Annotated in this window: 22 protein-coding genes; 11 read left to right on the forward strand and 11 right to left on the reverse strand. The window is 67.9% G+C overall.

Features of this window, described 5'->3' with window-relative positions; translation table 11 throughout:
* Positions 1-157: 157 nt before the first annotated feature.
* The gene (locus M8H82_RS18890) at positions 158-751 is read right to left on the reverse strand and encodes a DUF4291 domain-containing protein (protein ID WP_250075565.1); all 594 of its coding nucleotides are present in this window, start codon (positions 749-751) and stop codon (positions 158-160) included.
* 166 nt (positions 752-917) lie between these two features.
* Here M8H82_RS18890 and M8H82_RS18895 point away from each other — a divergent pair, with 166 nt between their 5' ends.
* Entirely contained in the window at positions 918-1,253 is a 336-nt protein-coding gene (locus tag M8H82_RS18895) for a metalloregulator ArsR/SmtB family transcription factor (protein WP_250075567.1), read from the forward strand.
* Positions 1,253-1,972 carry a cation transporter gene (locus tag M8H82_RS18900; RefSeq protein WP_250075569.1) on the forward strand — a complete coding sequence of 240 codons (720 nt, stop codon included), beginning with the start codon at positions 1,253-1,255 and terminating at the stop codon, positions 1,970-1,972. Before M8H82_RS18895 ends, M8H82_RS18900 begins: the two co-directional genes overlap by 1 nt.
* 170 nt (positions 1,973-2,142) lie before the next feature.
* Here M8H82_RS18900 and M8H82_RS18905 read toward each other — a convergent pair whose 3' ends face one another.
* Positions 2,143-2,862, reverse strand: coding sequence for a hypothetical protein (locus tag M8H82_RS18905; RefSeq protein WP_250075571.1), 720 nt, complete (start codon positions 2,860-2,862; stop codon positions 2,143-2,145).
* A gap of 819 nt (positions 2,863-3,681) precedes the next feature.
* Between M8H82_RS18905 and M8H82_RS18910 the strand changes: the two genes are divergently transcribed.
* Positions 3,682-4,122, forward strand: coding sequence for a nuclear transport factor 2 family protein (locus tag M8H82_RS18910; protein WP_250075573.1), 441 nt, complete (start codon positions 3,682-3,684; stop codon positions 4,120-4,122).
* Between the two features lie 70 nt (positions 4,123-4,192).
* On the opposite strand, the gene M8H82_RS18915 is transcribed toward M8H82_RS18910, so the two are convergent.
* The gene (locus M8H82_RS18915; RefSeq protein ID WP_250075575.1) at positions 4,193-4,642 is read right to left on the reverse strand and encodes a hypothetical protein; all 450 of its coding nucleotides are present in this window, start codon (positions 4,640-4,642) and stop codon (positions 4,193-4,195) included.
* 195 nt (positions 4,643-4,837) lie between these two features.
* Positions 4,838-5,308 carry a hypothetical protein gene (locus M8H82_RS18920; protein WP_250075576.1) on the reverse strand — a complete coding sequence of 157 codons (471 nt, stop codon included), beginning with the start codon at positions 5,306-5,308 and terminating at the stop codon, positions 4,838-4,840.
* A gap of 180 nt (positions 5,309-5,488) precedes the next feature.
* Here M8H82_RS18920 and M8H82_RS18925 point away from each other — a divergent pair, with 180 nt between their 5' ends.
* Positions 5,489-6,094, forward strand: coding sequence for a dihydrofolate reductase family protein (locus M8H82_RS18925; RefSeq protein ID WP_250075578.1), 606 nt, complete (start codon positions 5,489-5,491; stop codon positions 6,092-6,094).
* A gap of 300 nt (positions 6,095-6,394) precedes the next feature.
* Here the strand turns inward: M8H82_RS18925 and M8H82_RS18930 are convergent, their stop codons facing one another.
* Both M8H82_RS18930 and M8H82_RS18935 read right to left on the reverse strand, forming a co-directional pair.
* Complete coding sequence (locus tag M8H82_RS18930) at positions 6,395-7,513, reverse strand: acyl-CoA desaturase (RefSeq protein WP_250075580.1); 1,119 nt, start codon at positions 7,511-7,513, stop codon at positions 6,395-6,397.
* A gap of 7 nt (positions 7,514-7,520) precedes the next feature.
* On the reverse strand, positions 7,521-8,576 hold the full coding sequence (locus tag M8H82_RS18935; protein WP_250075581.1) for a ferredoxin reductase: 1,056 nt from the start codon (positions 8,574-8,576) through the stop codon (positions 7,521-7,523).
* An 87-nt stretch (positions 8,577-8,663) separates the two neighbouring features.
* Here M8H82_RS18935 and M8H82_RS18940 point away from each other — a divergent pair, with 87 nt between their 5' ends.
* The 5 genes from M8H82_RS18940 to M8H82_RS18960 all read left to right on the forward strand — a co-directional run bounded on the left by M8H82_RS18940 (position 8,664) and on the right by M8H82_RS18960 (position 13,777).
* Positions 8,664-9,803 carry a helix-turn-helix domain-containing protein gene (locus M8H82_RS18940; RefSeq protein WP_250075583.1) on the forward strand — a complete coding sequence of 380 codons (1,140 nt, stop codon included), beginning with the start codon at positions 8,664-8,666 and terminating at the stop codon, positions 9,801-9,803.
* Between the two features lie 690 nt (positions 9,804-10,493).
* The gene (gene ppk2, locus M8H82_RS18945) at positions 10,494-11,498 is read left to right on the forward strand and encodes a polyphosphate kinase 2 (RefSeq protein WP_250075585.1); all 1,005 of its coding nucleotides are present in this window, start codon (positions 10,494-10,496) and stop codon (positions 11,496-11,498) included.
* A gap of 204 nt (positions 11,499-11,702) precedes the next feature.
* Complete coding sequence (locus M8H82_RS18950) at positions 11,703-12,401, forward strand: hemerythrin domain-containing protein (RefSeq protein ID WP_250075587.1); 699 nt, start codon at positions 11,703-11,705, stop codon at positions 12,399-12,401.
* A 43-nt stretch (positions 12,402-12,444) separates the two neighbouring features.
* On the forward strand, positions 12,445-13,158 hold the full coding sequence (locus M8H82_RS18955) for a GAF and ANTAR domain-containing protein (RefSeq protein ID WP_250075589.1): 714 nt from the start codon (positions 12,445-12,447) through the stop codon (positions 13,156-13,158).
* Positions 13,159-13,399: 241 nt separating this feature from the next.
* The gene (locus M8H82_RS18960) at positions 13,400-13,777 is read left to right on the forward strand and encodes a DUF1330 domain-containing protein (protein WP_250075590.1); all 378 of its coding nucleotides are present in this window, start codon (positions 13,400-13,402) and stop codon (positions 13,775-13,777) included.
* Positions 13,778-13,848: 71 nt separating this feature from the next.
* Here M8H82_RS18960 and M8H82_RS18965 read toward each other — a convergent pair whose 3' ends face one another.
* The 3 genes from M8H82_RS18965 to M8H82_RS18975 form a co-directional block, all read right to left on the reverse strand.
* Positions 13,849-14,337, reverse strand: a complete 489-nt coding sequence (locus tag M8H82_RS18965; protein WP_250075592.1) for a GNAT family N-acetyltransferase — start codon at positions 14,335-14,337, stop codon at positions 13,849-13,851.
* A gap of 129 nt (positions 14,338-14,466) precedes the next feature.
* On the reverse strand, positions 14,467-15,048 hold the full coding sequence (locus M8H82_RS18970; protein WP_374211676.1) for a putative immunity protein: 582 nt from the start codon (positions 15,046-15,048) through the stop codon (positions 14,467-14,469).
* Between the two features lie 134 nt (positions 15,049-15,182).
* Positions 15,183-15,827 (reverse strand): TetR/AcrR family transcriptional regulator, encoded by a 645-nt coding sequence (locus M8H82_RS18975; RefSeq protein WP_250075595.1) that lies wholly within the window; start codon positions 15,825-15,827, stop codon positions 15,183-15,185.
* A gap of 62 nt (positions 15,828-15,889) precedes the next feature.
* Between M8H82_RS18975 and M8H82_RS18980 the strand changes: the two genes are divergently transcribed.
* Both M8H82_RS18980 and M8H82_RS18985 read left to right on the forward strand, forming a co-directional pair.
* Positions 15,890-16,753 carry a class I SAM-dependent methyltransferase gene (locus tag M8H82_RS18980; RefSeq protein WP_250075597.1) on the forward strand — a complete coding sequence of 288 codons (864 nt, stop codon included), beginning with the start codon at positions 15,890-15,892 and terminating at the stop codon, positions 16,751-16,753.
* Between the two features lie 623 nt (positions 16,754-17,376).
* The gene (locus tag M8H82_RS18985; RefSeq protein ID WP_250075599.1) at positions 17,377-17,877 is read left to right on the forward strand and encodes a GNAT family N-acetyltransferase; all 501 of its coding nucleotides are present in this window, start codon (positions 17,377-17,379) and stop codon (positions 17,875-17,877) included.
* Between the two features lie 298 nt (positions 17,878-18,175).
* On the opposite strand, the gene M8H82_RS18990 is transcribed toward M8H82_RS18985, so the two are convergent.
* Positions 18,176-18,547 carry a fic family toxin-antitoxin system, toxin component gene (locus M8H82_RS18990; RefSeq protein WP_250075601.1) on the reverse strand — a complete coding sequence of 124 codons (372 nt, stop codon included), beginning with the start codon at positions 18,545-18,547 and terminating at the stop codon, positions 18,176-18,178.
* Positions 18,544-18,801, reverse strand: a complete 258-nt coding sequence (locus M8H82_RS18995; RefSeq protein WP_250075604.1) for a hypothetical protein — start codon at positions 18,799-18,801, stop codon at positions 18,544-18,546. Before M8H82_RS18995 ends, M8H82_RS18990 begins: the two co-directional genes overlap by 4 nt.
* Positions 18,802-18,950 lie beyond the last annotated feature (149 nt).

Here is an 18,950-nt window from a genome sequence, read left to right on the forward strand (position 1 = left end):
CGGATCGAAGAACCACTTCACGTCGTCCCACAGCAGATCAGCCGCACCGTCATACTGCCCGGCACCCAGGCTGAAAGCAGCCCAGTCGGCGTCGGCGTTCCGCAAGCTGAACGCGTGAATGAGGTTGGCGCGACGGTCGCCTGATAGTGGTGCTGACCTATCGGTGCAGGTGCGCCAGAGCTTCGTCGCTCACCGGGTAGGGACGTTCAGGCGGCAGGAGCTGCCGCGCGATGTCCAGCTCTCCGTCTCGTACATGGCTGTGGATCCTGCGCGCCAGCGGTGTGACATCCGCAATGGAGACGATCCACTCGTCGGCATAGAGATGTGCGGCTTCGCCGGTGAGGCCGAGCTGGAGTGATCGGTGCGCAAGCGGCTGAAGGTGCAAGTCACGTTCAGGATCCCACTGCACCCGGGCGGGAGCTCGCCTCAACTGGCGCTTCCACTCAGCGCGGTCGGTGTGGAGGCCGTGCTCGTAGTGCGACAGGCAGGCGTGTCGTAGTGCCCATTCAAAGCCCTCCCGGGTGATCTCGATGGCTAGGACACTCTCCTGGCCTTCCTTGCTGCCCCACCCGCAGCGGTACATCATCCACAGGAACGACGGTTTGATCCACGTCATCCGATCCCGCTGCCACTCCGCCGGGAAACAGCCGTCTCGGACCGCCGGAAGGCCGATCACCGGCGAGTACGCCTGGTAGACGGTGATCGAACGGTCTGTGTGCAGGGCTCGGATCTGATGCTTCGGAACTGTCATTGGATCAGAGTGATCACACGTCTTCGCACACGCCATCGAATTACCGTGGTGAAAGGCCACCGATTCTGCGGGAGCGGATGAGGGTGCAGGCGATGCTCGTGTGGCGAGAAGACCGAATCGACAGTTCAGGCTTTCCTGAATTCAGGATGTGCTGTACTGTCGCCGTGTGCTGACCGTTGCCTCCGACATCGACGTGCTGGCCCGCTTCGGCCGCGCGCTCGCCGACCCGATCCGCTGCCGGATCCTGCTCGCCCTGCGCCAAGCACCGGCGTTCCCGGCCGACCTCGCCGACGCCCTCGGCATCTCCCGGCCTCGGCTTTCGAACCATCTGGCCTGCCTGCGCGACTGCGGCCTCGTCATCACCGCGCCCGACGGGCGCCGCACCCGCTACGAGATCGCCGACGAACGACTCGGCCATGCAATGGACCATCTGCTCGCCGCCGTGGTCGCGATCGAGTCCGACCGGACATGCCCGGACGCAGCCACGAAGGACTGCTGCTGATGACCGCCCTACCCCTGGGGCCCTCTGCGGCCCGCCGCGACGCGCTCGCCCAGCGCATACGCCTGCTGGTCGCGGTAACCATCACCTTCAACGTCATCGAAGCGAGCGTCGCGATCACCGCCGGAACCATCGCTTCCTCGGCCGCGCTGGTCGGCTTCGGCCTCGACTCCGTGATCGAGGTGTCCTCAGCAGCGGCGGTCGCCTGGCAGTTCTCCGCCCGCGAACATGCCGTGCGCGAAGCCCGGGAGAAGACGACCCTGCGCATCATCGCCGTCTCCTTCTTCGCTCTCGCCGCCTACGTGAGCATCGACGCCGTCCGTGCACTGACCGGCACCGGCGAGGCTGAGCGCTCCCTCCCCGGCATCGTCATCGCCACCCTGTCCCTCGCCATCATGCCGTTCCTCTCCGCCGCCCAACGCCGCGCCGGCCGCGAACTCGGCTCCGCCTCCGCCGTGGCCGACTCCCAGCAGACTCTGCTGTGCACCTACCTCTCCGCCGTCCTCCTCGTCGGCCTCATCCTCAACGCCACCCTCGGCTGGTCCTGGGCCGACCCCATCGCCGCCCTCGTCATCGCCGCCATCGCCACCAAAGAGGGCCGCGACGCCTGGAAAGGCAAGGGCTGCTGCGCCCCCGCTGCCCGGCCCGCTCCCCACAACCCGACCACCACGCCCCCGCAGGACAACTGCGACTGCCACCCCAGGTGCTCCTGCTGCTCATGAAGGCCGCCCGCAAGTGGCCCCTTTGGCTTTGACGCCGAGCGCATGGACGACTGGCCCGCAGATGAGCTGTGGTCACACCTGCGGGCGATGACGCCTGAACAGAAAGCAGTTGTCAGCCAGGAATTGTGGACTGAGCAACGCCAGCGGTGGCAGCGCCGGTCGCAGCCGGATCAGGCGCGCAGGACGACGCCGAAACGGGTCCTCATCCGCCGTAGTTCCCACAGCGAGACTGCCGTTACCGAGAGCGGCCCGCCCAGCAAGGAGCAGAACTGGACGACGGGCGGGCCTCCCGGCATGCCGTCGCCGAGCAGGTTGAAGCCCGCGAACACCCACACCAGCGCCAGGGTGAGGACGGGCGGCAGCATGGGGTGGACCTGGGCGCTGTTGAAGGCGCTGCGGGCCGAGTACAGCGACGCCATGAAGAAAAAGGGCAGACCCCACAGGACGACGATGAGCGCGGCGACGGCCAGTGCGTATTCCCACCAGCTCCTCCCGTCGCGTTCGTCGATCTGGGCCGTGAGAAGGAGAGTTCCGCTGATGACGACCAGCGTCAGCACGTACCAGCCGACCGCCTTGAGCGGAGCGCGCAGCCGGGTGCGCAGATGCGGTCGCAGGTGCGGGGGTGCGTAATAGATGAATCCGAGGATGACCAATGGCCCGGCGATGAGCAGCACGAACGGAGCGGCGATGAGGTTGGCGACACCGCCCCAGGCCGCGTCCTCCCAGCGGTCGCGGTCCACGTTGTAGGCGAGGATCAGGGCGATGGTGGCGGCAGCACCGAGCACCGTCCGGGCCAGCTGGACGCGGTCCACGACGCGGTCCACGATCCGGCCTTCACCCTCCTGTGCGAAGAGCCTGGTGGCGACGCGGTGCGCGGAGCGCAGGATCACCCCGACCAGCCCGAACAGCGAGAAGTAGGACAGGCAGCCACGGGAACGCCGGACGGCGGGCCCCGCGGGCTGGGGAGTGTAGGGGTAGGGAGGCTGGTGCGGGATCGGGCCCGGATGCGGTGGTGGCGGAGCATATGGGCCGCCCTGCGGTGGTCCGGGGGGAGCGCCCCAGCCGCCCATGCCCCCTGGTCCGTTGCCTCCGGCTTGACCGGGGGCGTTGCCCGGCCCCCATTCCCCCGTAGCCATACCGCTCCCCGTTCGTCTCAGCCATGTGCCGTGGCCGTCCTAGTAATGCCCCGCGCAGTGTAGTGACACAACCCGGGTCAGGGCCGCGCTCGTTGCCGATCACGCCGCATACGAACACGCCACCGCCACATCGACGCATGCGGACCAACCGGCCCGAACCCATCCGGGACTTGGCCCTCACTAATTCTGGCCGCGAAACGAGCAGCAACCCGCACCGTAGAAGAACCTCTACCTCACCTCCAGCAAGCCGCCCGCGCAGCACTTTTCGCGAACACCGGGGTCCATCCCCTGCCGTGACCGATCCGAGCGGTCGCGTCAGCGTTTGCGGTTCTTCGCCCTCACGATCAGCACTAGCACCGCGACGAACACGATGCCCAGGATGACGCTGATCACCGGACTGCCACTACTCGCCCCGCCCGCCGCAAAGGTCACAGTGCTGTCTCCTTGGCTCGTGATCAGTTCGTTGGCCCGTGCATGCCTTACTTCCGAGGTAATCGTCTCGGCGCGGCCGCGCTGGCAGGATCAGCGATCTCTCCGCGTCGGAGGACGCGGACCAAGACGGAGGGGTCAGCGATGCCCATAGCCACACCTACGAACACGCGCACTGTAGTTGAGGAGTTGCTGCGCAGAATTGGCGAGGGCGACCCCGAGCGCATCGCCGAACTGTATGCCGAGCAGGGCGATTGGAAGCTCGACTGGCCGGAGGCCGAGTACGGCCGTAGTGCTACGCCGTGGATCCGTCACCGGTCCACGCGGGCCGACGCGGCCGCTCACTATCGCGAGCTTGCCGCGTACCACGTGCCGGAATTGGTGGCGACCGAGGTCGAGTGCATCCTTGTCGACGGGAGCGACGCGGTCGTGCTGGGCGAAATCCGTCAGACCGCCCGGCCCACCGGACGTGCGTATCAGGCGCGGTTCGCTCTGCATCTCACCGTCGAAGATGGCCTGGTCACCCGGCACCATGTCTACGAGGACAGCCTGGCCGTCGCCCAGGCATTCGACGCTGAGAAGTGAAGGGCCATCGGGCCGATTGCGAAGATGCTGCTCACCGCCTCTCGATGACGGCCGCAGTGATCACGACTGCCTATGGCCCCGTCTTGCGCGTCATCACGTATGTGTTCCCGATGTCGGGATCGCCGTAGAAGAAGAACAGCCGCAACTCGTCGTGCTGATCGCGGTCCACGTAGAAGGACCATCTGTATGTCGCTGGGGGTTCGGGTGTCGAGGGGTCAGTGATCGTCGCAGAGGAACGGCTCTCCACTCGGGTCCGGGTTGTCAGCGCGAGTCGGACGACTTGCCCGCCGTCGTCATCATGCAGTCGCCAGGTTCCCGTACCGGAGAGGCGCCATCCGTCATCGAAGTCGAAGCCCTGCCCGTCGAGCTTTTCGATAAGAGCCGTTCCGTCTGCACGAAGCACGACGCGGGTGCCTTCGACGTTCTCCCAGTCCCCAGCGACTTCGGTCGCCGTGGTGTCGTGGATCCCCGTTCCCTCGTAGTACTGATAAGGGCCGGCACACGCCGTCAGAACAGCCACAACCAAAATCAAACCGCCGAGGGTCACCCCCCACGCACGCAACCTGCTTCCGCCCGCCACCACGCCCCCCGCCCTCAGCCTGCAACGGCCAACCGATAGGGGTGGACCGTGGAGAGCCACCTTGCCAAACCCGTTGAACGTGTTCAACTCTTCCCTGTGCACAGGTGCCAAGCGGGTTCACGAGCCATGCCCGTGTCATGCCGGGATGAAGCTCGGCCACCAGGGCGGGACGTTGCCCGGGCAAATGGGCGCGGGGTAGGAGTCCGGCATCCCGAGCCATGTGATGAGGAACCAGGTCAACCACATGGTGAAGACGAGCCCTGTCATCAGAGCTGTTCTGCGATGCCGTCTTCCGAGGGTGCTGTGCAGGATCACCCACGGAACCGCACCGGCGAGCCAGATGAGAGGCGCTAGAAACAGCAAAGTCAGGCTGTTGGCCGCTGCGTTGATGCCGATGTCACAGGCAGTCCACGCCCTCCCGATCGCAGCGACCGTCACCACTGCGGTCAGCCCAGCGAAGAGGACACCGAAACCAAGCCCGCTCAACCAGCGGCCAGGGGGACTCGGCAGTGCTGCTCCCACGTTCTTCTCCCCCGCTTCGCCTCGGATGCGGAGAATAGCAACGCGGTGAAGGGCCACACCGACCACACCGGTCACTCCGGTCACTCCGAGCGACCTGCATTTCCATCCCGTGGAGATCATTCCTCCAGGCCCTCCGGAGCAGCGCCGCGCCACCGATCTGATCGGCTGCAGTGTCACGGGTTTCGTCGTTTACACGGCGCGGCCGATGAGTTTGTGGCTCCCGGCAGGTCCAAGCTCGTGACACCTCAGGAAAGGAACACCGCCATGTCGGAGCTTCTCGTCGACTTCATCACCTCCCTCGACGGCTACGCGTCGGGAGAGGGGTGGCCCGGGTTCTGGGGGCTGGAGGGCCCGGAGTACCTCGCGTGGCTCGGAGAGCAGCCCGAGGCCACCTACCTGATGGGAGCGAACACCTACCGCCTGATGTCGGGCTTCGCCGCAGGTGAGGTCCCGGATGGCCAAGACGAGTTCAGGCCGGAAGAGGAGGCGTCCGTCGACGAGCTCACGCAAGCGTCCAAGGTGGTCTTCTCCTCCTCACTGGAGGAGCCGCTGACGTGGGCCAACTGCACGCTCGTCCGTGACGACGCCGTCAAGGCGGTCCGTGCCATGAAGTCGAGTGGCTCGGGGCTCCTCAGCACGATCGGCAGCCTCAGCCTGTGCCGGTCCCTGCTGCGAGCCGGACTCGTCGACCGCTTCCGGGTCGTGATGTTCCCGGTGATCACCGGTGCCACGGGCGAGGAGCGCATCTACGACGGCTATCCGGACGTTGCCCTCGAGATGATCGAGCACCGCACCTTCGACGGGCGCATCCAGTTGGTCGAGTACAAGCCGCGCGTGCTCGAGCACCCGCCGCTCGTTGTCCCCGCGTGACGCCCCCCTCCACCAGCCTGGACGACCACCAGGGCCGGCAGCGGCGAGGGCGGAGCCAGAACTGACAGGGGCGGACGGTCGACGTGAGGACACCCGGGCCAGAGTGTGGCGCGGGTGAGGGAGACATGGGCGCCTCCCTCACCCGGAGGCGACGCCGGGCCCGTACGCGGTCGGGAGACCAGCGATGGCCAGCCCACGTCGCCGGAGCCAAGCGCGCGCCTCCCTCCCGCTTCGGCCCACCCGCCGCCCCCGGCGTCAGCGCGGGGTCGGGCACAGGGGGCATCCACCGTCCGCACCGGATCAGGCCGCGACAAGCACCTGCTCGCGGTCCGGCGTCTTGACCTTGGGCTTCTTGTTCGGAAGCGAGAGCCGGACGACCTTGCGCCACGCGGAGAACACCTGCTTGGGCAGCGGCCCGGTCACGTACTCCAGCTCGTACTTCTCGAACAACGCGCGCACCTTCACCGCGACCTCGGCGTACCGGTTGCTCGGCAGGTCCGGGAACAGGTGGTGCTCGATCTGGTGCGAGAGGTTGCCGGTCATGAAGTGCATGGCCTTGCTGCCGCTGATGTTCGCCGAGCCCATCATCTGGCGCAGGTACCACTGTCCGCGCGTCTCGCCCTTGATCGACCGGCGCTCGAAGACCTGTACGCCTTCGGGGAAGTGCCCGCACATGATCACCGAGTGGGACCAGATGTTGCGGACCAGGTTCGCGGTGAACGTGGCGGCGAGCGTGCTGAGGAACGAGGGGCCCGACAGCGCCGGGTGGATCACGTAGTCCTTGAGCACCTGCTTGCGGATCTTGCGGCCCACGGCCCTGGCCCGCGCGCGGAACTCCGGGTCCTTGCGGCGCTGCTTGCTCAGGTTGTTGCCCAGTTCGAGGTCGTACGCCGCGATGCCGTACTCGAAGAAGCAGGCGTTGAGGAAGTTCCACAGCGGCTGGCCGAGGTGGAAGGGGTGCCACTTCTGGTCCTCGTCGACGCGCATGATGCCGTAGCCGAGGTCGTTGTCCTTGCCGAGCACGTTGGTGTACGTGTGGTGCAACTCGTTGTGCGAGTGCTTCCACTGCTCGGCCGGCGAGACGTGATCCCAGTCCCAGGTGGTGGAGTGGATCTTCGGGTCCCGCATCCAGTCCCACTGGCCGTGCAGGACGTTGTGACCGATCTCCATGTTGTCCATGATCTTCGCCACGGACAGCCCGGCGGTGCCGATCAGCCACGCGGGCGGGAAGAACGAGAACAGCAGTACGCCCCTGCTGGCCAGCTCGAGCTTGCGCTGCGCCGCGATGACCTTGCGGATGTAGGCGGCGTCTTTCTCGCCGCGGCTGGCGATCACCTCGTCGCGGATCGCATCCAGCTCGCGGCCGAGCTCCTCGATCTGCTCAGCGGTCAGGTGGGCGGTGGGGTCGATTGCGGTCAAGGTGTTCCTACCGTTCGATGTCGCAGGGGCCCGCGGCGGCGGACACGCAGGTCTGGATGAGGACGCCCGGTTCGGCCTCGGTGATGTCACCGGTGCGCAGGTCGCGGACGGCGCCCGCCTTGAGCGGCGTGACGCAGCCGAAGCAGATGCCCATACGGCACCCGGAGGGCATGAGCACGCCGGCCTCTTCGCCGACGTCCAGCAACGGCGTTGCGCCGTCGGCGTCGACGGTCTTGCCGGTGGCGCTGAACGTGACCTCGCCGCCGTCGCCGGCGACGACGATGCTGGGGCGGAAGCGCTCGGTGTGCAGGAGCTCCTGGACTCCGTGCTTCGTCCAGTGCTCCTCGGCGGCGTCGAGGAGGCCCGCGGGCCCGCAGGCCCAGGTCTCGCGCTCGGCCCAGTCGGGCACGAGTTCGTCGAGACGGGCGATGTCGAGCATGCCGTCCGTGTCGGTGTGCACCTCGGTGAGCTGCAGCTTCTTGTCCGCGGCCAGGTCGTGCAGTTCGTTGCGGAAGATCACGTCGTGCGGCTGGGGCGCGCAGTGGATCATGACGGCGTCGTCGAGTTCGGTGGCGCGCAGCATGCCCATGACGGGCGTGATGCCGCTGCCGGCCGTCAGGTAGAGCACCTTGGCGGGCTTGGCCTGCGGCAGTACGAAGTCACCGGTCGCCTGGTCGAGCTGGATCAGCGTGCCCGGTGTCGCTCTGCGGACCAGGTGGTTGCTGACCTTGCCGTCCGGGATCGCCTTCACGGTGATCGTGACGCGGCCGTCGTTGCGGCTGGGCGGTGAGGTGAGCGAGTAGGCACGCCACAGGCGTACCCCGTCGACGTCGACTCCTATCCGCACGTACTGACCGGCCGTGTGGCCGCGCCAGCCCTTTCCCGGTCTGATCACGATGGTCGCGGCGTCACGCGTCTCGGGGTGCACGGCCTCGATGCGCCCCCGCAGGTCCGCGCCCGCACGCAGCGGGCTGATCAGGTCGAGGTAGTCAGACGGCAGCAGCGGCGTCGTGACCATCTCCAGTAGCTTCCGCGCCCTGCTGCGCAAGGCTGTACTCGTCATGACTCCAGCTTGCTGCGCTTCAAGGCGTAAAGTCCTGACCGCAGGACGTAAATCTGGCTGGCAGAATTGTTCGCAGGGAATAGAAACGTGAGCCATGCAATCCAGAGGGCCAGCGAACTGGCCCTGGACGAGACGACGGTCACCGCACTGCGGGCCGCGCTGAAGACCACCGCCGACGAGGTCGTCCAGGCGATCATCGACGAGGTCCCTCCCTACGCCAACGCCCTCTCGGGCCACATGGGCGCCACCATCCGCCGAGCCGTCCGCACCGCCCTGGGACACTACCTGGACCTGGCGAGCGGGAAGGCCACGGGTGGCGATGGCGGCGACGCTGCCTACGAGCTGGGGCGCGGCGAGGTCCGCGACGGCCGTTCGATGGACGCCCTGCTCAGCGCCTACCGCGTCGGTGCCCGCGTGGCCTGGCGAGGCCTCGCAGCCGGCGCCGTACCAGCAGGTCTGCCCGCCGCCGAGGTCGCCAAGTTCGCCGAGCTGACCTTCGCCTACATCGACGAGCTCTCCGCCGCGAGCGCCGCGGGCCACGCCGACGAACTGGCCGCCCGGGGCAGGGACCGCGAGCGCCACCTGGAGCACCTGGCCCGGGACCTTCTCGCCGGTGCGAGCCCGGACGTGCTGCTGATCTCCGCTCAGCGGGCCGGGTGGCAGCCTCCGGTCTCGCTGACCGCGGTCCTGTTGCCCGCCGCCCAGGCCCGGCCTGCCTATCGCGCGTTCGATCCGAGCACCCTCGTCCTCGACGATCTGCCGGACGCGACCGGCGTGCTGCTCGTCCCCGACGCCGACCGCTCCCACCTCTTGCGGCAGCTGACCGACCGCACCGCCGTGGTCGGCCCGGCCCGGCCATGGACGCGAGCGTCCGCTTCCTACGCGCGAGCCGCACGCGCACACTCTCTTTCCTCCGCTATTCGCGACACCGAGGACCACCTGCCCGAGCTGGTGCTGAGCGCCGACATGGACGCGTTCGCAGACCTGCGTGCCCGAGCCCTCGCACCGTTGCAGACCTTGCCCGCCGCCACCGCACGGCGCCTGGAGGAGACGTTGCGGGCGTGGCTGCTGCACCAGGGCAGGCGGGACGAGGTGGCGGCGGAGTTGTTCGTCCATCCCCAGACCGTCCGGTACCGGATGACGCAGCTGCGGGAGCTGTTTCCGGATCTGGCATCGCCGCAGCGGGTCTTGGAACTGACGCTGGCGCTCGGTCTTCGGGGCAGCTGAGGCGTACATCGAACGGCTGCGGCCGCCTCCCGATCGGAGCCTTCTCGAGCTGCCTCAGCGGACGTTCTTCATGCGCCAGGCGAACCAAGGGGCTGGGCTCCGTCGCAGAACCCCCCAGGGCGAGCCGCCGTACCGCCACGGACCGGCCCGACCGCCGTGCAGGTGTAAGCCGCAGGCCGGGCCAATCGGCATTCATAGGAGCCGTCGCCGCGAAGCCTTCTGCAGAAAGGCTGCCGTCCGCCGCACTCCGACAGCGGCGCCCGCCAGGCCGTCATCCAGTCGAACCTCGCCAGCTGGCGTGATCCCGGGCGGAAAGGGCACGCGGACCAGCAGATCGCAGCAGTAGATGCGACGCGTCGAGCGAGTTCCGGGGAGCCCGTGATGGTCATTGCCGCCTGTGCCGTCCTGGCCGTGCCGCCTTCTCACTGCCCCCTTGTGTCCCTGGATCCGCACAACGGCGCGGGCCGCCGCCACCGCCCCGGGCCCGCAGCGTCCAGCACGCGGGGGTGGCTGCTGAGCCAAGCCATAAGATCCGGCTCCCGCGCGGGCGGCAGCAGTGGCTGTGCCGGGCGCGGGGCGCGCCGCCGTCTTTTGTGGTGAGCCACGGCGACCGCCGCCGAGCCCATGCTCGTCGGCGCACCGGGCGGACACCGTCCACGTCGGCACCGAGGGACAACCGGGAGAGATGTCATGCCAGAGAACGAGAATGAGGCCCGTTCCCACGAGGACGGCGCGAGGGGGGCCGAGGAGGACCTGCTCGACGGCCTCAGCGTCGACGAACGTCGGCCTGAGAAGCCGATCCTCCTCGAAGCCGACGGAAGCCCCCTGGACACCTGGCGGGAGAACTATCCCTACGACCACAAACTGAAGCGGTCCGAGTACGAGCGGGCCAAGCGGGTGTTGCAGATCGAACTGCTGAAGATGCAACGGTGGGTCAAGGAGACCGGTCAGCGCGTCGTCGTGCTGTGCGAGGGCCGTGACGCGGCCGGCAAGGGCGGAACGATCCAGCGCTTCACCGAGCGGCTGAACCCGCGCGGCGCCCGCGTCGTGGCTCTGGAGAAGCCGACCGAACGGGAACAGGGCCAGTGGTACTTCCAGCGCTATGTGACCCACCTGCCCTCACGCGGTGAGATCGTCTTCTTCGACCGCTCCTGGTACAACCGGGCCGGCGTCGAGCGCGTGATGGGCTTTTGCACCGAGGCCGAATACCGCACGTTTCTGGAACAGGCTCCCTTGTTCGAGGAGATGCTGACCAAGGACGGGGTCCTGCTGGCGAAGTACTGGTTCTCCGTCTCCCAGGCCGAACAACGCACCCGTTTCGCCATCCGCCAGGTCGACCCCGTACGCCGCTGGAAACTCTCCCCCACCGACATCGCCTCCCTCGACCGCTGGGACGACTACACCAAGGCCAAGGTCGACATGTTCCGGGCCACCGACACCCCCCACGCCCCCTGGACCGTTGTCAAGAGCAACGACAAACGCCGCGGCCGCCTCGAAGCCATGCGCAGCCTGCTGTATCGCTGCGACTACCCGGCCAAGGACCACGCCGCCGTAGGAAAACCCGACCCCCTCATCGTCGGCGCCGCCAACACCCTCCTCGAACCCGGCGAAGAACCCACCGACCTCTCCCCCACCCCCCTGGCCGGCTACGACCAACAACCCGGCCACCACCCCCAAAACGCCGGTCCTGAGTAGGCGCGCGGCGTGGGTGCCTCCGCGTCGGTGACCGTCGCCTGATGCGCCGCGCCCGGCGACTGGGCAAGGCCGGGGCGGGCTCAGCACCTGGGTGCAGTAATCCAGACGGTGTGCCGCGCCGCGTGGGGGTACCCACCAAGGAGCACCGCAGGCAGCCACTGGGGCGCAGGGGCGTGGCGGCCGGTATGCGCAGAGGAGAAGCCCATGCCCGTGACGATCAAAGACCAGACGATGGAGCAACTGGGCGGCCCGGGCAGCGTGCTGGCCCGGCAACGCCGTGATCATGCCGAGATGGACAGGTTGATGGACCGCTATCAGACCCTGCCGGACGGTGAAGACCGCGAACGGGTCCTGCAGACAACGGTGCAGCTGGTCTTCAGCCATGCCTTCGCCGAGGAGACCGTGCTGTGGCCGGCCGTCCGGCGCTCGGTCCCCGGCGGCGACGAGTTGACCTCGAGGGTCGAAGAGGAACACCAGCAGATCAACCATCTTGTCGCCGACATCGAACGCCTGGGTCCGGGTTCCCCTGAGCGCGAGGAGAAGGTCAGGCGGGTCTTCGCCCTGATACGGCAGGACATCCGCGACGAGGAGGACCTCGTGCTGCCCCGGCTGCAGGAAGCGCTACCCGCCGCGCAACTGCGCCGACTCGGCACGGCATGGGACACGGTGCGCCGCAGCGCACCCACCCACCCCCACCCCGTCATCCCCCGGCGCCCGCCCGGCAACGCGGTTCTCGGTGTGCCGCTCAGTCTCTACGACCGGATGCGCGACGCCTTCGGACTGAGCACGTCCATGTCCGCTGCCAAGAAGGTGCTCACCGGGCTCGCCGGGGTCCTGGTGCTGATCGCGGCCGTCGCGATGCGCCGCAGACCGTCGGCTCGGATGGAACAGGGAGACACGTGACGGTGGGCATCGGAGCACATGCGCCAGGGCGACGGAGGGCTGGATGACGGCTGAGGCGATGAAGGCGGTGCGGCTGGTCGCGGAAGCCGCGGCGGGCACCCCCAGCGTGGAGGTTCCCCGGCGGGTGTGCACGGCGGTGTGCGAGGGGCTCGGCGTGGACGGTGCCACCCTGTCGTTGCTCACCGACACCCCCTCCCGGCAGCTGCTCGCCGCGTCGGACGATGCCGCCCTGCTGCTGGAGGAGATCCAGTTCACGGTGCTGGAGGGGCCCTGCATCACTGCCGCGCAGACCGGCGAGCCCGTGGCCGTGGACGACCTGCGGCAGCAACTGACGCCCTGGCCACTGTTCGGAGCGATGGCGTGCGAGAAGCTGCCGGAGGTGGGCTCGGTGTACGCGCTCCCCCTGTTCTTCGGCGACTACGTCCTCGGGTCGGTCGACCTGCTGGCGAGGCGGCCGCACGCTCTCGACGAGAGCGCCCTGGAGCAGGCGTCCCACGTGGCCGACGCGGTGACAGCGGCGCTCATCCCTACCCGCGAGATACTGCTCACGGGAAACGACGCCCCGGCCTGGAAGCCGGAGCAGGTGGTGCGTGCCCACTGGTTCGACACCTCACGTGCCGTCGGAGCCCTGGCGGCCCGACGGCGGATGAGCCCTGAGGACGCCCTCGCCCTCATGCGCGCCGAAGCCCTCCGCACCGGCAAGACATTGGCGGACATCACCACTGACATCCTCCGCGACCCGCCCGGTACGTCGTAGGCGGGCGGTATCACAGCCAACGCGCTCGCCGCGTCGTTCTGCGCCAGAGCCGACCTCCGCATACCTCGCACATCCGGCGCGCACCAGGTTGTCAGCGCCAACACCACAAGCCCGGACCTTCGTACCGACTGGATGGTATGCAGCGTGAGCTCTTTCCTCTAGCCTTCTGTCGTCCACCGGCACGCCGCGGGCCCTGACCGATCCGCTGCCCGTGTCGGCCTTTGACGATTCGGAGATTCCCATGGCTGTCGACCCTTCGGGAGATGCGCTCGCGGCGCTGCGCGCGCACGCCCCGGACGAGCCCGTAGTCATGCTCAACTTGCTGCGCTTCACACCCGACGGCCGTGACTCGTACCAGGAATACTCCCGTCGAGCCGCGCCCTTCCTGCAGCGATACGGCGGCGAGCTGCTCTACGCCGGAGACGGCGGCACACCGTTGGTCGCCGAAGACGGTCAGGCGTGGGATGCCGTACTGCTCGTGCGCTATCCCAGCCGGGACGCGTTCAGCCGCATGGTGGCCGACCCCGAGTACCAGAGGATCACGGCGCTCAGGAGCCAAGCCCTGACCGAAGCCGTACTCCAGCCGACCGTTCCCTGGACGCAACGCCGCCGAGACTGATCACCTCTCAGCCACGGCCGAACCGCCAGCTCCGCCCCGCGGGCCAGCGCCTCGCCAACCGGCGCACCGGATCATTCCGAAGTAATACGGAACTCGAATTCGGGACGGTCCCACGGCACAGCGGGCGGATTCGCAAACGCGGTTCCGGTCCGCACCGCACCCACGCGGTGGTAAAAGTCCGCGGCGGGAAGATGCGCCACGACTTTTACACGGTCGAGCCCGGCGGCACGGGCCTCGGACTGCATGTGCGCCACGAGCAGCCGTCCAATACCCCGCTTTTGCGCTTCGTCGGCAACGAACAGCAGGTCCAGCTCCGGTGGCGCGAGGACGAGCGAGTAGAACCCAAGGACCCGGTCCCCACCCTCATCAGCGCCTACGGCCACGAAGACGCGGTGCGCCTCGATGTAATCAGGACCGACCCGGTAGCCCGCGACTGCGGCTGCGTACTTACCCGCGTAGGCACCTGAGCCACGCACGAGCCGCGTTAGCCGTTTGGCATCCCGCGCGACGGCCCTCCGAATCGTGATCTGCTGGCTGCCCGGGGAGGTGCGAGAACTCATCGAGAGAGTATTCCTCACCAGGAAGTGTCTTCGTGCAGCGGGTCGGATTCTCGGGCAGCCACACACCACGACGCGGGACCGACGCCGTCGAGGCCAGGTCCGCAGGCCGCGCCATCTGGATGCTGGAACTCAGCCAGTGAGGGTGAAGGAACGAAGGCCGACATCCAGCGTGCGGATCAATTCACCAACGCGTCCACCGCCACCCGGTGCCGCGGGGAAGCGCCTGAGGACGTCAACGACGACCGATGGTGCACGATGCACCGCTTGCTCAACATGTTCGACCCCAATTAGCGGGTCACCGCCAGCGACCAGTTCGGCTGCTCTGGCAGCGTGAGCGGCTGCTCCGAGAATGTGCTTGACCTGGCTGGCCTTGGCCAGCGGATGCAAGTAGGCGGCGCCTGCCGCGGACATCGCTGCTCGAGCTGCCTCCCGCCCAGCCGCAGTGTCCGCGCTCTTGGCTGCCTTCAGGGCCGCCCATGCTGTGTCGCGCAGAGGTTTTCCGCGCTCACCACCCCGAGCGAACTCCCAGGCGGCCCCGACAGCGTCTCGCGGCCGCGAATCTTCCGGCTGATCAGCTTCGAACACCTCGAGCACCACTTCCGCGCACGCCGCAGCGAACGCGGTGACCTCACGCAGATCTTGCTTGCTCAGAACGATTCCGCCTGCTTCTGCCACCGTGATTCCATCCTCCATCCCTGTGCTGGACAGCACGACGACAGCGGCTCCGGGCTGCTGCGCGCGGTCAGGGCCTCTTCGACCACCCGATACGTGCTCCTTGCGCGTCAGCCATGGCCTTCCCTGACGTGCCGGACCGCTGTTCCCGGGGTCTGACTCCCCGCTAATGGTCAGACGGCTGGGTTCTCCCTTCTGACCAGTAGCTGGGAACAGAGAGTGTCGTACGCCCATCGCTCCCACCTGTCCGGCGGCCAGGCGCGGTCGCGGGTCAGGACCAGGAAGAGCTCCGGACTGAGCAGTGCGTAGATGATGTCCGCCGCCTCTGCGTCGGAGATGGCGGGGCGGGCGCCGGGCTTTTGTGTCAGGGCCTTCGCGGCCGTCGAGATCACCGTGTAGCGGGGGTTGGTCTGTTGGGGCCACAGTTCCCGGATTTCCGGGTTGGTCGCTGTTGCTGCGCGGACCATCTCGTCGATGGCCGCGACACGTTCGAGTGTCCGGCGGGTGCCGGCGACCAGTGCGGCCAGTGCGGACTCGGCGGTCGGCGCGGAAGTGACCTGCTCGAACCACGGCCGCTCCATCGTGGGCACAGGGTCGTCGTCTCCAGCGATCGCGACATCGACCAGTTCCTTGAGCAGGGTGGGCTTGTTGCGGAAGACGAAGTAGATCGTCTGCACCGCCACGCCTGCCCGGTCGGCGATCTCCTGCAGCTTGGTCGCCCCGTAGCCCTGCTCGACGAACAGGGCGGCGGCCGCGTCGATGATCCGACGCCGTGTCTCCTGGGCCCTGTCGCCCCGCTTTCCCTTGACCTCAGTCATGACTGGAGTCTATATCTAGAGTCCAACTCTAGAGGTAAACTCTAGTTAATGGAGGGTGAGTCATGCACACCATCGCCAACCATCAGCAGGCACAGGCATGGAACGACTGGGAGGGCATTCACTGGGCCGAACACTCCACGCGCTACGACGCGATGATGGGCGCGTTCAACGCGCCCCTGTTCGCCGCCGCGGGCATCGCGGCCGGCGACCGTATCCTTGACGTCGGCTGCGGCACCGGGCAGACGACGCGCATCGCCGCACGGCAGGCGCGGTCCGGGCACGCCGTCGGAATCGACCTGTCCGCACCCATGTTGGAACGCGCCCGCCGCGACGCCGCCGCGGAAGGCCTCGACAACATCACCTTCGAACAGGGCGACGCCCAGGTCCATCCGCTGCCTGCCGGTGGGTTCGACGTCCTCCTCAGCCGTGGCGGCGTCATGTTCTTCGCCGACCACGTCGCCGCTTTCACCCACCTCAGGCACACGCTCGGGTCAGCGGGTCGACTCGCCTTCCTCGGCCCTCAGCCCGGCGGCCCGGACAGCGCCTACGCCCGTGGCACCGCCGCGCTCTCACCGTTCCTGCGGGAAGCATCCCCCGCCGCCAGGGGCATGGGCTCGCTCCTGGACCCCGCGCGTATCCGCGACGTGCTCACTGCCGCGGGCTTCATCGACATCGACGTAACCCCCGCCGAGGCTCCGATGACGTTCGGCGCCAATGCCGGCGACGCCGTCGACTTCCTCTTCGCCATGGGCCCCACCCGCTACAACCTGCGCGATGTCGACCCGGTGACCGTCTCCCGCATCCGTGGCGAAGTGCATGACGCACTCACTCAGTTCGAGACACCTGACGGGGTCCGCATCCCCGGGTCGGTCTGGATCGTCACCGCATCCCGCGGGCGCACCCCTTCGAAACGCAGGAAGGGGTAACCCGACGGCCTCGAGCGGGCGCTGCCGAAGCCGCTGCTGTCGTCGGGCACCCACCGGTGCGGCCGACGCTCCGTCCCGCCAGCCTGACGCCCCGCCCCTTGCGCTCCCATACGGGCGGGCCGGACGACGGCCGGGAAGGTGTCTGCGACGTCAGTGCCCGGATAGCGGCACTGAGGCGGCAAGTCGATGGCTGGATGACCACCGTGTGGACTTCGCACGGCAGAGCGGCACACAGAAGCCGGGCGCCGCCGCGGCGTGCGAGCAGTGCGCCAGCCGTCTGCAGCACCTTCCACGACGGTAGGTTGCGGCGCTGCTAGCACACCGTCAGCCGTTCGACCTCCGCCTCAGGTGGGGACTGCGCTGTGTCCTGGGCAGCGGCGCGGGAAGCCTACTCGGGAGAGGCATGCGGCGCCGACGCGCGAGGGCGTGAACCGCGTGATTCTCGGTCAGGCGTCCCGCAGTGCGTGGTCACCCCGGCGCCGGTTGCCCGTTCCGGTAACACTTCAGGAGACGTGGCCTTGGCCTGCCTGATTCCCCTTGCTACTGCGCACCACTTCAGGCGCATCGAAAGTAGAGCAAGATGCTTGTTCCGGCCTGGGTATGCGTCGTGCGATGCTCACGTCGTGACTGATCAACCTGAGGTTGCCATCGCCCGCTGGCCAGGTCAGGCCCCTTCCCTCCAGGATGGGCTGGCAGATCTGCTGACGTCCTATCACCTGCAGACGCAGGCCGAGAAGGGTGAGGCCGTCGCCGGTGTGGATGGGTTGCCGTACCACTACCGGGTAGAGATCACGGATCCGCGGATCGTTTTCGCGGACGATATCGTGCTGCTGGCGTTGCGTGGGGACACCGCCGTGGGCTGCCTGGTGGTGACCGCCCCTGTCGACGGACGGTCCGAGGTCAAAAGACTCTGGACGGCCCCAGCGTTTCGGGGGCGGGGCATCGCGTCCAGCCTGGTCGGCGCCGCACTCGCGCACGCTGCGGAAATCGGCGTCAGCGCGGTTCGGCTATCGGTGTGGAAGTGGCGCGAAGACGCGATCGCCCTGTACGAGCGGCTCGGATTCACCGTCACCCAGTCGTGGGACGAACGGGACCAGTTGGTCTGTATGGAACGATCCATATAAGGGCTCACAGCCATGCTTTGATGGCCGCAACGAGGATGGTCGCCTCCTAGCGGACCGCAATCTTGTCAATGGCGCGCCGCCACGGCGCGGCCATGAGGCCGCGCTGCACGGCATGCCGCGCCTTGCAGTCCGCCGGGTCAACCTTCGGGGACCGACCGCCGCGGGAACCCCATTCCTTGCGGTTGCGTGCCCGATCGACCTTGTCCGAGATGATGCAGCGGCTACCGCGTCGTGGCAGCTAGGCATGGTTCCTACGAGAGGCGTGCGACCCAACCCGCTCGCTGTGCGCAAGGTCGGGTCACGGCTTCCAGGTCCGCAGGACGGCTGTAATGCGGTCGGCAGTGCAGCGGGAGCTGTTGAGCTCGTGCGCGAGGGCGGTGAGTTGTTCGCGGGTGGGGTCGACGGGGATGTTGCTGGCCTCGAGATACATGACCGCGACGGCGCAAGCGACGGTGAGGTTGGAACGCTCCAGCCAGCGGCAGCGGCCCAGGCTGTGGACCAGGGCGGCGGCGCGGGCATAGGGACCGTCGTAGACGGGAGTGTCCAGGAGTTCCCCCCGGTGGCGGGCGACCGCGGCGATGGGAACGCCATAGTCGTCGACGGCCGGGTCGCGGTGGCCGGCTCGTTCCGCTACTTCCAGGATCCAGGATTCGTCGACATGCAGGATCACGAGGCCGCGCCCGGCTGCGTCTGCCTGTGCGGGGCGTCGAGTTGCTGCTCCAGATCGTCGAGGAACGCACCGTGCTCATCGATGAGCCGCTGGGCCGCAGCCATACCGGCCGCGCGGGCACCGGTGGTGTCCTCGATGATCAGCCGCTCCACATACTTGTTGAAATCCAGCCGACGGGCCGCCGCGGCAGCCTTGCCCGCGGCAAGCACGTCCTCTTCGAGTCGGACCTGCGTCTGCTTCTTCGTGGAAGTCACCACCTCAGGGTAGCAGGATGGTAGCAGTCGATCTTGCAGGTCCCGTACCCATCGCGATCACCGCGTCACATCGGTGTCCACCTGCGCTGCCGGAACGGCTTTTGCCGTCCGTCTCGTAACAGGCGCGGGCCAGACGGCAGGAACGCGTG

Origin of the sequence: Streptomyces sp. YS415, from assembly GCF_023544665.1 — a bacterium.
Classification (GTDB): Bacteria; Actinomycetota; Actinomycetes; order Streptomycetales; family Streptomycetaceae; genus Streptomyces.